General features: G+C 64.5%; 12 protein-coding genes. 7 read left to right on the plus strand and 5 right to left on the minus strand.

The annotated features are described in order from the left end of the window. Positions 1-1578 (minus strand): esterase/lipase family protein, encoded by a 1578-nt coding sequence (locus QM701_RS18685; protein ID WP_415168509.1) that lies wholly within the window; start codon positions 1576-1578, stop codon positions 1-3. 198 nt (positions 1579-1776) lie between these two features. Between QM701_RS18685 and QM701_RS18690 the strand changes: the two genes are divergently transcribed. After that, positions 1777-2223 carry a PACE efflux transporter gene (locus QM701_RS18690; RefSeq protein WP_415168510.1) on the plus strand — a complete coding sequence of 149 codons (447 nt, stop codon included), beginning with the start codon at positions 1777-1779 and terminating at the stop codon, positions 2221-2223. A gap of 21 nt (positions 2224-2244) precedes the next feature. On the opposite strand, the gene QM701_RS18695 is transcribed toward QM701_RS18690, so the two are convergent. Further along, entirely contained in the window at positions 2245-3153 is a 909-nt protein-coding gene (locus tag QM701_RS18695; protein ID WP_415168511.1) for a LysR substrate-binding domain-containing protein, read from the minus strand. Positions 3154-3285: 132 nt separating this feature from the next. On the opposite strand from QM701_RS18695, the gene QM701_RS18700 reads away from it, so the two are divergent. From QM701_RS18700 to QM701_RS18710, 3 genes are all read left to right on the plus strand, one after another. After that, on the plus strand, positions 3286-4707 hold the full coding sequence (locus tag QM701_RS18700) for an aspartate ammonia-lyase (protein WP_415168512.1): 1422 nt from the start codon (positions 3286-3288) through the stop codon (positions 4705-4707). Between the two features lie 167 nt (positions 4708-4874). Further along, positions 4875-6332: an amino acid racemase gene (locus QM701_RS18705; RefSeq protein ID WP_415168513.1), complete on the plus strand. Its 1458-nt coding sequence runs from the start codon at positions 4875-4877 to the stop codon at positions 6330-6332. Beyond that, positions 6329-7108: a class I SAM-dependent methyltransferase gene (locus tag QM701_RS18710; RefSeq protein WP_415168514.1), complete on the plus strand. Its 780-nt coding sequence runs from the start codon at positions 6329-6331 to the stop codon at positions 7106-7108. Before QM701_RS18705 ends, QM701_RS18710 begins: the two co-directional genes overlap by 4 nt. A 44-nt stretch (positions 7109-7152) precedes the next feature. On the opposite strand, the gene QM701_RS18715 is transcribed toward QM701_RS18710, so the two are convergent. After that, complete coding sequence (locus QM701_RS18715) at positions 7153-7362, minus strand: hypothetical protein (RefSeq protein WP_415168515.1); 210 nt, start codon at positions 7360-7362, stop codon at positions 7153-7155. A gap of 70 nt (positions 7363-7432) precedes the next feature. Between QM701_RS18715 and QM701_RS18720 the strand changes: the two genes are divergently transcribed. Further along, on the plus strand, positions 7433-8998 hold the full coding sequence (locus tag QM701_RS18720) for a methyl-accepting chemotaxis protein (protein WP_415168516.1): 1566 nt from the start codon (positions 7433-7435) through the stop codon (positions 8996-8998). 260 nt (positions 8999-9258) lie between these two features. Continuing rightward, the gene (gene erpA, locus QM701_RS18725) at positions 9259-9591 is read left to right on the plus strand and encodes an iron-sulfur cluster insertion protein ErpA (protein WP_415169431.1); all 333 of its coding nucleotides are present in this window, start codon (positions 9259-9261) and stop codon (positions 9589-9591) included. Between the two features lie 68 nt (positions 9592-9659). Here the strand turns inward: erpA and QM701_RS18730 are convergent, their stop codons facing one another. Continuing rightward, positions 9660-11069, minus strand: a complete 1410-nt coding sequence (locus QM701_RS18730; RefSeq protein ID WP_415169432.1) for a peptidoglycan DD-metalloendopeptidase family protein — start codon at positions 11067-11069, stop codon at positions 9660-9662. Between the two features lie 86 nt (positions 11070-11155). Between QM701_RS18730 and QM701_RS18735 the strand changes: the two genes are divergently transcribed. Continuing rightward, positions 11156-11599: a YaiI/YqxD family protein gene (locus QM701_RS18735; protein WP_415168517.1), complete on the plus strand. Its 444-nt coding sequence runs from the start codon at positions 11156-11158 to the stop codon at positions 11597-11599. 207 nt (positions 11600-11806) lie between these two features. Here the strand turns inward: QM701_RS18735 and QM701_RS18740 are convergent, their stop codons facing one another. Beyond that, on the minus strand, positions 11807-13621 hold the full coding sequence (locus QM701_RS18740; RefSeq protein WP_415168518.1) for a sigma 54-interacting transcriptional regulator: 1815 nt from the start codon (positions 13619-13621) through the stop codon (positions 11807-11809). Positions 13622-13918 lie beyond the last annotated feature (297 nt).

A 13918-nucleotide genomic window follows, 5' to 3' on the forward strand; every position in this document is an offset into this window, starting at 1 on the left:
TCAGTTCCAGGGCCGCGCCTCGACGTGCAGCCGGCCGGCGACGCCGGGGCGCGTGCGCTGCGCCACCTCGATGTCGAAGGCTAGGCCGGCGCCGCCGGCGAGCGCGTAGGTCGGCGCGTCCTTGCCCGGTCTGCCGGGATTGTCTTCCTGGTAGCCGTACTTGATCCGCCAGCCCGTCGGGGCGCCGTCGTCGGGGAAGGCTTCGACCAGGATCTGCTGGCGCAGGATGTAGCCGCCTTCGTAATGACGCTTCATGAACAGCACGCCGTCGACCTCGTAATCGGGGACCAGGATCTTCAGGTCGAAGGCGAAGCTGACCGAGCCCGAGGCCTTGACGCTCTTGCTCGGGTCGAGGAAGACGGAGAACAGGTGGGGGCTGCGGCTCCGGTCGGGCGGGCGCGTCGTCCCCGGCTGGCCGGGAAAGAGTTCGTCGTAGGAGCGGAAGATCGCCGAATTCTCGCGCGCCTCGCGCCGGGTGATCTGCCACTGGCAGCCGCGGATGCCGACCGCGACCTCGAATTGATAGGAGGCGCGCACCGCCTTGCCGGCCTGCAGCGCCTTGGCGACCTCGACGGGCAGCGAAATGTCGTCGATGTCCAGGATGCCGTCGACGCGCAGGGCGCCGAACAGGAAGCGGGTGAGGTTCTGGTAGCCCTCCTCGGAGTTGACGATGCCGTAATGCCCGGAGTGGCTGCGGTGCACGAAGGCGCGCGGCGAGGTGACGTCGTTCCCGTCCGGCCCCGGCCCGTGCGTCGCGGCGTTCTCGATGCACACCAGTCCATCGCTGGCCTCGCCGGCCGCCCAGGCGGACAGGCCGCCGGCGACGGTGTAGTCGCGCGCGTCGGTGCCGATCAGGTTGAAGATGCGCTCCGGGGGAAAGCCGCGCACCACCGAAACGTCGTCCGCGGCGGGCAGCGCCAGGTAGCCGGCCATGCGTTCGCGGTTGAAGTTGTTGACGTCGCCGAACGTCATCCAGCCCGGAATGTTGCGCACGATGCGCATGTCGATGCCGTTGTGCGGCGTGGCGTAGGTGAACACCTTGTCGACCGCGCCGCGCGCTTCCGCGGAACCGAGCGCCGGATTCTGCAGGAAGGCGCGGCAGACGAGTCCGCCCATCGAGTGCGCCACCAGGTAGACGCGGAAATCGGCCGGCGCGACGCCGTTCTTCGGATTGGCGCAGACCTTGTCGCGCAGGCGCAGGATCAACCGGCCGAGCCCGCGCGCGAAATGCTCGATTGGCGGCGTGTCGCCGCTGCCGAAATCCTTGCTGGCCTCGTCGTAGTAGCGGTAGATGACGACGCTGCGGTAGGGCACGGGGCGGCCGGGCCGGTCGCTGTCCACCAGGTCCTCGCCGTCCTCGAAGACGTCCGAATAGCCGTGGTCGTTCATCAGGCGGACGAGCGGCGATTCGAAGAAGAAGCGCTTGATCTCGCCGGTCCACACCATGCGCGCCTTGGTCGAGCCAATGTTGAAGCCCATGTAGGGATCGGCGACGGTTTCTTCGATCTCGCCCTGGGTCGCGGCGAAGCCGCGCACGTAGATGATCGGGTGGAACGGATGCTGCGGGTTCGCGGGCATGGCCAATCTCCTGTGCCGGGCTGGAAGACAGAGGCCGGACCCCGCGCTGGAACCGCTTGCCGCGGGGCGTTCCGGCCGTTCGACGACATGATCATCATAGGCCAATGCCATGCTCCGTCAACGTCGCGCCGGCCGGCCGCCCGACCCGTTTCCGCTTATCCGGTACAATGTCGGGCCGTCGTTTTTTTCCGTTGCCGCATGAGTTCCCACGTTCCGAAACTGCGCACTCCGCTCGATCGGCTGCGCCAGGTCCTGATGTTCGAGGTCGGCGGACTGCTGCTGATCACGCCGCCGTTCGTCTGGCTTTCCGGCGTGCCGCTGCTCGACTCGCTCGGCCTGCTGGCGGTGATCGCCCTGATCGCGGCGGTCTGGAACGCGCTCTACAACACGGCCTTCGACTGGGTCGAGGGGCGCCTGACCGGACGCACCGCCGACCGGCGGCCGGCGCCGCTGCGCGTGGCGCACGCCGCCGGGTTCGAGGGCGGCCTGCTGCTGGTCAGCCTGCCGGTGGTGATGGCCTGGACGGGCATGGGCTGGCTGCAGGCGCTGCTCGCCGACGTCGGTCTGGCGGCGGCCTACGTCGCCTATGCCTACGTGTTCAATCTCGGCTACGACCGCGTTTTCCCGATCGCGCAGAACGCCTGACGCCTGCCTGCGGCCGGCCGCTCATTTGCCGAAGGTGTCGCGGAAGAAATTCCAGATCCGGTCCACCATCGGATTGGCGTTCTCCAGGGAGCGGTAGAGCCGGACTTCCAGCGCGCAGCTCCACTGGCTGCCGCCGGCGATCACCAGGCGCTTTTCTCCGAGTTCCTTGCCGACGCAGCTTTCGGGTAGCCAGCCGAGCCCGTGCCCTTCGACGACCATCGCCTTCAGCGCTTCCGACATGTGCGTGTCGAACGAGCGCTCGAAGTGGCAGCGTTCGTTGGCGTTGAGCAGGATCATTTCGACGGTGTGGGCGAGGTAGGTGCCGGACGAGTAGGCGAGCAGGGCGAGCGGCGCGTTGACGCGCCCCGGCAGCCGGTGGCGCGGCCTGCCGTCGCGGTCCGGCGCCGAGCAGGGCAGCATCCGGTCGGTGGCCAGCACGAGGTGCTGGAAACGCTCGGGCGCGAGCAGCGCGGGCAGCTGCGGGTGGTGGTAGTTGAGCAGCAGGTCGGCGCCGCCCTCGGTCAGCGCGCTGGCGCCTTCCGCGACGTTGACCGCGCTGACGCGGACGACGAGGTTGCCGAGCGCCTTCTTCAGCGTGCTCAGCCAGTGCGGAAAGTAGGTCAGCGACAAGGTGTGCGCCACCGCGAAGCGCACCGTCTCGGCGACTCCCGGCGACTGTCCGCGCAGCACGTTGCGCATGTCGTAGGTGCGGCGCAGCAGGTCGGCGGCGAAACCCCGGAAGATGCGCCCGGCGGAGGTGAGATGGACGCCCTGCATGCGCCGGTCGATCAGTTCGACGCCGAGCCAGTCCTCCAGCGCCTGGATGTGCCGGCTGAACGTCGGTTGCGAGACGTTGCGGCGTTCCGCCGCGCGCGAAAAGGCGTGCGCGTCGGTCAGGGTGAGAAAGTCCTCGATCCACTTGATCTGCATGCGCCCTCCCGGCATCGGCCGTCAAACTATGCGTTTTTTTATCGACGTTATGCGATATATGCATCGATTATCACCGGTTTTCCGGGCGGCGCGTAGGATTTTCCGCACCAAAATTCACTCGAGGAGAGGACCATGTCGCACCCCGATCAACCCGCTTTCCGCATCGAGAAGGACTTTCTCGGCGAGAAGCAGATTCCCGCGTCCGCCTACTATGGCGTGCAGACCCAGCGCGGCAAGGACAATTTCCACATCACCGGCACGTCGATGTCGTCCGAGCCGTATTTCGTCAAGGCGTTCGGCTACGTCAAGAAGGCCGCGGCGATGGCCAACCGCGATCTCGGCTGCCTCGACGGGGTGATCGCCGACGCCATCATCCGCGCCTGCGACCGGCTGGTCGCCGGCGAGCTGCGCGAGCAGTTCGTCACCGATTTCATCCAGGGCGGCGCCGGCACCTCGGTCAACATGAACGCCAACGAGGTGATCGCCAACGTCGCGCTCGAATCCCTGGGGCACAACCGGGGCGACTACCACATCATCAATCCGAACGATCACGTCAACTTCGGGCAGTTGACCAACGACGTCTATCCGACGGCCTTCCGCCTGGCGCTGATCCTGCGCCTGGCCAGCTACATGGAGGCGCTGCGCAAGCTGCAGGGCTCGTTCTTCGCCAAGGCCAAGGAATTCGAGAAAGTGCTCAAGATGGGCCGCACCCATCTGCAGGACGCCGTGCCGATGTCGCTCGGCCAGGAATTCCACGGCTGGGGCACCACCATCGGCGAGGAGGTCGAACGCATCTCCGAAGTCCGCCGCCTGCTGCACGAGATCAACCTCGGCGCGACCGCCATCGGCACCACGGTCACCGCCGCGCCGGGCTATCCCGAACTGGCGACCCGCTACCTGTCCGAGCTGACCGACTGCCAATTCATCCTGGGCGGCGACCTGGTCGAGGCGACCTCCGACACCGGCGCCTACGTGCAGCTCTCGGGTGTGCTCAAGCGCACCTCGACCAAGCTGACCAAGATCTGCAACGACATCCGCATGCTGGCTTCGGGGCCGCGCTGCGGCTTCAACGAGATCAACCTGCCGCAGATGCAGCCGGGCAGCTCGATCATGCCGGGCAAGGTCAATCCGGTGATCCCGGAAGTGGTGAACCAGACGGGCTTCCTGGTCATCGGCCTCGACCTGACGGTCACCCTCGCCGCCTCGGCCGGGCAGTTGCAGCTCAACGTGATGGAGCCGGTGATCACCTACGCGCTGTTCAAGTCGATCTTCACGATGGAGAACGCGGTCAACAGCCTGCGCGAGAACTGCATCGACGGCATCACCGCCAACGCGGAACACACGCGCAACATGGTGCTCAATTCGCTGGGCATCATCACCGTCCTCAAGCCTTCGCTCGGCTACAAGCAGTGCGCCGAGATCGCGCGCGAGTGCCACCGGACGGGCAAGTCGCTGCACGACGTGGTGGTCAAGGAACGCAAGCTGCTGACGCAGGAGCATTGGGACACCATCTTTTCGTTCGAGAACCTGATCAGTCCCAAGTTCGAGAAGTAGCCGCGGGTCGCCGGGCGCCGGCAGCGGCGCCCGCACCGACAGTCGTTCCCCGGCCGGCCACGGAAGAGTCTTCCGCAGCCGGCCTTTTTGCGCGCGCAGGAGTACGATGCATCCCTTCTCCCGCAGGGCTCGTCGCCGAGCCCGGATACCCTTGGAGCGAGTTTTTCATGGAACCCCTTGAACTGGAGCAGAACGTGAACGGCAAGCCGGAAAACCGGCGTTATGGTCTTGTCGATAGTCCTGGAGCGGACGCATTCCTCGCGCGCTTCACTGCGGCGCTGGTGTCGCGGTTCGGCGACAAGTCCCCGCAGGTCGTGTTCCCGCGGCTTGACGGCGGCGGCACGGCGGCGTGCGCGCCGGGAGTCGATCCGCTGGCCGCCTTGAAAATCAGGACCTTCGACGCGGTGCGCCGCTTCGAGGAGGACAAGCTCGACGCCGTGCTCCTGCCGTGTTTCCAGAGCCAGGCGTTCATCGAGGAAATCGAGGCCGAAACCGTCGTACCCATCGTCAGCCTGATGGACGCCGTGCGGGCCGAGGTGGCGCGCCGGCATCCGGCGGGCGGCCGGATCGGCATCCTCTGCGCGGACCGCGTGCGCGCAAGCCGGCTCTTCGAGCGCTATTTCCCGCAGGAGATCTGGACGCTGCTCTATCCGGCGGGCGACCTCCAGCGCGACTGCGTGACGGCGGCGATCGACGGCGCGGACGCGGCTGCGGTCGAGCGGCTGGCCGATGCCTGCCGGGATCTCGTGCGGCAAGGCGCGGCGTCGATCATCGTCGGTGACGCGGCACTTGCCGCTGCGGCGCAGGCCCTGCAGGCGCACGGTTTCCCGCTCGTCGATGCGCTGCAGGCCTATGCCGACCACGCGGCGGCGACTCCGCCGGCTGCTAGAGCCAAGCCGTTCAAGATCGGCGTCGCCGGCGGCGTCGGCCCCGCCGCGACGGTCGATTTCCTCGACAAGATCGTGCGCAACACGCCGGCCCGCTGCGACCAGGAACACCTCAAGGTGGTCGTCGAACAGAATCCGCAGATTCCCGACCGGACCGCGCATCTGCTCGGCCAGGGCGCCGATCCGACGATCGCCCTCTACGCCACCTGCAAGCGGCTCGAAGCCGCCGGCGCCGACATCATCGCCATTCCGTGCAACACGGCGCACGCCTTCGTCGGGCGCATCCAGCCCTTCCTGTCGATCCCGATCGTGAACATGCTGCGCGAGACGGCCGAACGCATCCGGCGGCGCCATGGCGGATGTTCGAAGGTCGGCTTGCTGGCGACCAGCGGAACGATCGCCAGCCGCGTTTACCACGAAGTCATCGCCGAAGCCGGCTTCGAACTCCTCGTCCCCGACGCCGAAAACCAGGATCGGGTGATGAACGCGATCTATGGGCCGCGGGGCGTCAAGGCCGGGTTCACGGCAGGCGAGTGCGTGGACGATCTGCTGCGCGCGCTGGCCTCGCTGGCGCGGCGCGGCGCGGACGTGATCATCCTCGGCTGCACGGAACTGCCGCTGCTGCTGGCGCAGAGCGACGCCTTCCCGGTAGCCGGCAGGACCGTGGCCGTGCTCGACCCGACCAGCATTCTGGCCGCCAAGTGCGTCAGCCTGGGCCGGCAGGCCGCGGGCGAATGAATCAACCAGATGGCGCCGTGGGCGTCGCGGCGCTCGTCCCCGAATGCGAGGAGGCCGCGCGGGAGTGGGCGCGGCGCCTCGGCTTGCCGTTCGGAGCGCCGTGTGGCCATCAGCTGCAACTCGGGCCGGACGGCCTGCAACTGGCCTGCCTCGGCCCCGATGCGCCCGGGCCGGTGCGCGTCGATTTCGTGAGCGGCGCGCTGGCCCACCGCCGCCAGTTCGGCGGCGGCAGCGGGCAGATGATCGCCCGGGCGGTCGGCCTCCAGCCGGGCGTGCGGCCGGTCGTCCTGGACGCCACCGCCGGGCTCGGGCGCGACGCCTTCGTGCTGGCCGGCCTGGGCTGCGAGGTGACGCTGATCGAACGGCAGCCGCTGATCGCCGCCCTGCTCGAGGACGGCTTGCGGCGGGCGCGGGACGACGCCGGCACGGCGCCGATCGCGGCGCGCATGCATCTGCGCGAAGGCGATGCGATGGCATTGATGCAGGCCTGGCACGGCGCAGCGCCGCAGGTCGTGTACCTCGACCCGATGTTTCCCCACCGCGACAAAAGCGCGCTGGTGAAGAAGGAAATGCGCATGTTCCGTCCGCTCGTCGGCGACGACGACGATGCGCCCGCGCTGCTCGCCGCGGCGCTGGTGCTGGCCTCGCACCGCGTCGTCGTGAAGCGGCCGCGCAAGGCGCCCGCGCTCGGCGGCGTCGCGCCCGGCTACGCGCTGGAAGGAAGGTCGAGCCGTTTCGACGTCTATCCGAAACGGGCGCTCAGGGAAAAGGCGTAGCTTGTTGAAAAAACCCCGAAAAAAGGCCCTCAACTCGTTTAGATTCACTCTAAGAAATTGACCTCATATAACCGTGACTCTAAAATGGTCTTTTTCAAGAGGGTTCGTCTTCCTTGTCCGGGAAGGCCGCCCGCCTCGGCAGAAATCGATTTTCCAGGCTTTGTAAAGTTTTCAACAGGATTGGAAAGGCGATTGACAGATAAAAAAACCCGCAACGACAATGTGGGCAAATCAAAAATACAGTAGGGAATCATGGCTATCTTTCGGCAATTCTGGAATTCCGTAGGACTGCAACAAAAGCTTCAGATTCTTATCCAGGGTTTTTTGATTCTGCTGCTGCTCCTGGCGCAGCGCTGGCTGGATCACCAGTTCGAGGCGGCCGCCTTCTCCGCCGCGGACAATCGCGCCGAGGTCACCGCGGACGGCGTGATCAACGGCCTCAACCTGATGATGCTCAACGGCAGCATTTCCGATCAGGCGACCCGCAAACTGTTCGTCGAGAAAATGGGCGCCTCCGAAGGCATCCGCGAGCTGCGCCTGATCCGGGGCGAGGCCGTCGAAAAGCAGTTCGGCCCCGGCATGCCGGAAGAAATGGGGCGGGACGAGATGGACCGGGCCGTGCTCGCCACCGGCAAATCCGCCGCCCGGTTCATCCAGGACAAGGACGGGCAATCCGCCTTGCGCGTCGTCGTACCGTTCATCGCGCAAAAGGAATTCCGCGGGACCAATTGCCTGATGTGCCACACTGTGCCCGAAGGCACGGTCACCGGCGCCGCCAGCATCGTCATCGATCTGAAGAAGGACCTCGACCAGATCCAGCGCATCGACACGTGGATGTGGATGGGGCAGGCCGTTCTGCAGATCATCCTGTTCGTCGTCATCGGCCTGCTGGTCAAGACGCTGCTCAAACCGGCGCACGAGATGCGGGCCGCCATGGCGACGATGCAGCGCGACGGCGACCTGACGCAGCGCCTGACGATCGCCAGCCAGGACGAAATCGGCCAGACCGCGAAAGCGTTCAACCTGCTCGTGGACAGCCTGCAGGCGAGCATCCGGCACGTGAAATCGAGCTCGTCGAAAGTCTCCTCGGCCGCCGTCGAGCTGGCCAACTCCGCCGCCAGCATCACCCGCGGTTCGAACCAGCAAAGCGCCTCGGCGCTCTCCGCCGCCGGTGCGATCGGGGACGTCACGGTCAACATCGACGCGATCGCCGCCTCAGCCTCCGACGTGTATCGGATTTCCGCCGCCAGCCTGGAGCGCACCAACAAGGGCAGCCAGGATCTGGCCGGCCTGACCTCGGAGATGCAACAGCTCGAAAACTCGATGGCCTCGATCGAAAGCACGGTCGCCGAATTCATGAACGACACGCGGGCCATCACGCAAATGACCATGCAGGTGCGCGAGATCGCCGAACAGACCAATCTGCTCGCGCTCAACGCCGCCATCGAAGCCGCGCGCGCGGGCGAATACGGCCGCGGCTTCGCCGTCGTCGCCGACGAAGTACGCAAGCTCGCGGAAAAATCGTCGCGCGCCTCTTCGGAGATCGATGCCGTGACGCGGGTGCTCGAAACCCAGTCGGGGCGGGTCACCAGCGCCATCACGAACAGCGTCGGATCGCTGCGCAGCAGCCAGGAACTGGTGCGGGGCGTGGCGACGGTGCTGACCGAGGCGGGCGACGCGGTCGCGCAGACAAATCGCGGCGTCGACGACATCACCGCGTCCACGCGCGAGCAGCAGACGGCGGGCCAGGGCGTCGCCGACAACGTCGCGGAAATCGCCCGCTTGTCCGAACAGAACCACCTGGCCATCCAGGACGTGTCGAGCGCGGCGCAACGCCTGAAATCGCTGGCCGACGAGCTTGAGGATTCGGTCGGCACGTTCCAGGTCTGAGCGGGGAAGGGCAGGCCGGCCGTCGCTTGCAGGCGGCGGTGTCCTCTGTGAATCGCCGGAACTCCCGTCTTCGGCGCGTGTCACATGTGCCAACGGACGAAAGCGGCAAGGCTCGTCAAGCGAGAAATCTTGCGCATTGTTTGGTGCCCGGGCGATCGAGCTTATACTGGCGAGCGGCGGACCGGCGTGCCGGTCGGGTTCAAGAGTCGTTACATGAGTGTTTGGAAGGAAAATTAATGAATACCGCAACCGCAATAGACATGCCGATGCCCTTCGTGTTCACGGACAGCGCGGCCAGCAAGGTCAAGGAGTTGATCGAGGAAGAAGGCAACCCCGACCTGAAGTTGAGGGTGTTCGTCACTGGCGGCGGATGTTCCGGTTTCCAGTACGGCTTCACCTTCGATGAAGAAGCGAACGACGACGATACGTCGATGGAAAAGAACGGCGTCACCCTGCTGGTTGACCCGATGAGCTATCAATACCTCGTCGGCGCCGAAATCGACTACACGGAAGGACTTGAAGGTTCCCAGTTCGTGATCAAGAATCCCAACGCGACCTCGACCTGCGGCTGCGGGTCATCCTTCTCCGCCTGATCGGCGGTTCCGCGGGTTGAAAAAAAGGCGACGGAGCGTCGCCTTTTTTTCTGGGAGAGTCGCCGCCCTTACTCGGCCGAAGCCAGCCGGACCTGCTTGGCCAAGTCGAGGTGGGAACGCAGCGGCGCGGTCGCCGTCCTGAAACGGGAGAGCTGGGCGGCGTCCAGGGGAATGGCGGTCGGCAGCACGGCGGCCAGGGGATTGATCTGCTCTCCATTGACGCGGAATTCGTAATGGAGATGCGGGCCGGTCGCCAGTCCGGTCTGTCCCACGAAACCGATCATATCGCTCTGGCTGACCTTCGCGCCTTTGCGGATTCCGGGGGCGAAGCCGTTCAGGTGTCCGTACGCCGTCGAGTATTTGCCCTGGTGCTTGAGCACGATCAGGTTCCCGTAGCCGCCCTGGCGGCCGGCGAATTCGACGACGCCGTCGGCGACGGCGCGGACGCGGGTGCCGACCGGAGCGCCGTAATCGATCCCCTTGTGCGCGCGGATAACCTGCAGCACGGGATGCGCCCGGGCGTTCGAGAACCCCGAGGTGACCCGTGAAAACTCCAGCGGCGACCTGAGAAACGCCTTGCGCAGGCTCTTGCCGTCGCCGCCGTAATATCCGCCCCTGCCGTCCTCCGCCTCGAACCAGTAGGCCTGGTACGTCTTGTCGTCGTTGGTGAATTCGGCGGCGAGAATGCGGCCGCTACGAACGTACTGGCCGTTGTGGGTGAACGACTCGAAGACGACGGAGAACTTGTCCCCTTTACGCAGATCCCGGTAGAAATCGATGTCGCTGCCGAAAATCTCCGCGATCTGGGTGGCGACGGCGTCCGGAATCCCGGCGGCGTCCGTCGCGCCGAAGAGCGAAGAGACGATTTCGCCCGACTTGACGTGAACCTGCGCGGACAACTGCATCGTCCGTTCGCCGGCGGTGAATCCGCCGTCCTTCCGCTCGACGACCAGCATGGAATCCTTGCCGTTGATGGGGAAGTAGAGGGCGGCGAGCAGCCCGTCGGGGCTGGTCCGCGCGGTCACCGTTTTGCCGGGGCGCAATTGGCGTGCGATGGTCCTCGCATCCGGGTCGTGGACGGTGAAAGCCAGTGCTTCCGGGTCATTGATCCCCAGGCGGGAAAACAGGCTCGCCAGGGTGTCCGAGCGTTGAATGCGCTCTTCGCGCACGAACTCGGCCGGCCCGGAATCGACCGGGACGGCGGCAGGCGGAGCAAGCTGCTCAAGGATCGTCCGGGCGGGCTCGGGCGGGATGTCGGTGTGCGATACGATGGCTGAGGCGGTCACCATCCCAAGCAGGGTCACGCTTCCCAGGCCGCCGAGAACCCACGGATGGCGCAGGAGGTTCTTGAATGCGGAACGGGGAGGCGCAGACGTGTGTCCAAATTGTCTGTGCACGGGGGTATGTCCGGAAAAAAACTCCCGAGAGTCTAGCAAAAAACGCGATCGGATCGTCAACCGATTGTCCGTGGCGAGCACCAAGCGACCGCTTGTCCGGGTTAACTCGCCGCCTGTCGGGCCTTGTGAGGTGGTACTGTTGCGTACTTCGTCGAACGGTTGCCGCCATGAAAATCTGGGTCGATGCCGACGCGTGTCCCGTGGCCGTCAAGGAAATCCTCTACCGGGCCGCCAATCGCGCCCAGGTGCCGCTGACGCTGATCGCCAACCGGATGCTTCGGGTGCCGCCCTCTCCGTGGATCAGGGCGCTCCAAGTCCCTGGGGGATTCGATGTGGCGGACCAGCGGATCGCCGAGGAGGCTCAGGCGGGCGATCTGATCATTACCGCCGACGTTCCGCTGGCCGCCCAAGTCATTGCCAAAGGGGCGGTCGTCATCGACCCGAGAGGCGAACTGTTGAACGCCAGCAATATTCAGGAGCGCCTGACCATGCGCAACTTTTTGGACAGTCTCCGCAGCAGCGGGGTCGAGACCGGGGGGCCTCCGGCGCTCTCCAGTGCCGACCGGCAATCCTTCGCCAATCAGCTGGACCGGCTGCTGGCCAAGCGGTAATAAAGACAACGAATCTTCATTGCGGGGAATGTTCGGAAGCGGGAGCCACCCACCAGACATAGTCAGTGGCGCGGCCAACCTGGCCATACGATTGACGCCAAACGCAAGGCAGGCATCCGGCAGTCAAAAGACATCAAGGCCGATCTGGCAACGAAAGCCAGTTTTGCTGCTTTATGGGATTGTGCCGTGTAGTCCTGTCTTTTGGGGCTATTCATTCGCACCGAGGCTTTGCAGCTTTCGCCACAAGGTCGCCCGACTGATGCCAAGGCGCGAACAAACGGCGTTGGTGGGCATCTTGCCCATCAGGTTCCGGATGATCTCCGACTCCAATCGCTTGAGCGTTCCCTTGTCCGGAATGATGAGGAAGCCGTCGTCGGCAACGGCCTGTACCTGATCATCCATGGCTTCGGCAATGTCGTGGGCGTCGATGATGTCGGTTTCGCTGTAGGCGACGACTTCGGCGAGGTTTCTCAACTGCCGGATATTTCCCGGCCAGCTGCAAGACGTGATCAATCGCTCGGCGGCAGGTGTCAGCCGGTGCGCTTGCCCCGATTGAGCCGAGAACCGCTGCAGGTAATGCGCGAAGATCAGCGGAATATCCTGTGCCCGGGTGCGCAGCGGCGGAATCTTGAGGCTGACGACGTGGAGCCGGTAGTAGAGATCCTGGCGGAACGAGCCGGAAACCGTCTGCGCGAAAAGGTCTCGATTGGTTGCCGAGATGATGCGCACGTTGACCGGGATGATCTTGTCGTCGCCGATGCGCATGATCTCCCGCTCCTGAAGGACACGCAGAAAACGGCTTTGCATCTCGGGCGCCAGTTCCCCGATTTCGTCGAGGAACAGCGTTCCCCCGTGCGCCAGTTCGAACAGGCCGGGTTTGCCGCCTTTGCGCGCCCCCGTGAAGGCGCCGTCCACGTAGCCGAAAAGTTCGCTTTCCAGGAGGCTTGGCGCAATCGAGGCGATGTTTACCGACACGAAAGGGGCATTTTTTCGTCGGCTGTCGTTGTGGATGCTTTGCGCAAAGACCTCTTTGCCAGTACCCGTTTCGCCGTGGATCAGCAGATTTGAATCGTGTCTTGCATAAACTCTGGCGCGAGCGATGAGCTGCTGCATGCTTTTGGAGCTTCCGACCAGATCGCTGAAGTGATAGCGCGCGACGTGTCCTTTCTGCAGGAACGTCAGACGGATTTTCGATTCGGACGCCTGGATGCGGGCCACCTCCTGCAGTGTCAGCACCTTGCCGTGGACGCTGTTGTCGAATTCGAGCGGGATGCTGCGAGCAACCACGCTGTTTCCGTTGATCGTCGTGACCTGTTCCTTGTCCCGTGAATTGACTACGTCGAGCGCGCGGGAGAAATCGGGAGCGCTGGAGGGGCTTGCCGAAAAAATACGTTTCGCATGCCGGTTGTAGAAACTGACGTTATGTGTCGGGGTAATGGCGATCACCGCCTCGTCGATGTTGTCGATGATCGCGGTGAGCTGGGCCGATTGCAGCTTTTCCAGCTTCTTCGCTTCCAGGATGCGCAGGGCTTCGCGCAGTGCGGACCATATCGGAACCCGTCCGCTCTCCAGGACGACGGCCTCGATGCCCAGACTGCGTGCCGTGTGGTAGGCGGTGCGGCAGCCGATGATGGCCTCGAATCCTTCCAGAACGAGTTGCTGGACTCCCGCCTGAATGGCGCTTTCACTGACTTCGGGCTGAATGCGGACTTGAGCTCCCAATATCTGGAAATCGCCGACGGCGCCGCTGAACAGGTTGGCACGGCTCACCATTCCGATGCGTTTGAATCCTCGTTGCGTCAATGTGCTGAGCTGGCTGAGCAACTCGTTGAGCGACATGGCGATCTCGACGACGGCAACGCCGGGGACTTGCCGCGCAAGGTCGGCGAGGCCGCCCCGGGTCACGACGACTTCGACTTCCGGGTGACGTTGAATTGCCTGGATGGCTTGTGCGTCGTCCGTGGTTTCGATGGCGATGTCGATGCCTAATTCGTCGGCGACTTCGGGGGCGATGTCCGACATGCTCTGCATCGGGCTGAGCAAGAGAATTGGAGTCATATACGCATCGTGTCCGGTTTGGGGCGAGCTTTGTGATGTATCACGCCATGCAGTCGCGCCCGTTGCCGGAGGCGACGCGCTATGCCGACGGGTACTTTGAAAACGCTCTCAAGATTATGAGTGCGCGGCACAGTATAGCAGTGAGTCTCATATTTGGAGTCTCGTATCTTTCAAATATGAGACTATATAAATTTACAATCCTATTGAAATCAATGCGTTACGTTTGGCACGAACCCTGCTAATCATCACTCAAGGAATCGA

Source organism: Propionivibrio sp., from assembly GCF_047602565.1.
Taxonomy (GTDB): domain Bacteria; phylum Pseudomonadota; class Gammaproteobacteria; order Burkholderiales; family Rhodocyclaceae; genus Propionivibrio.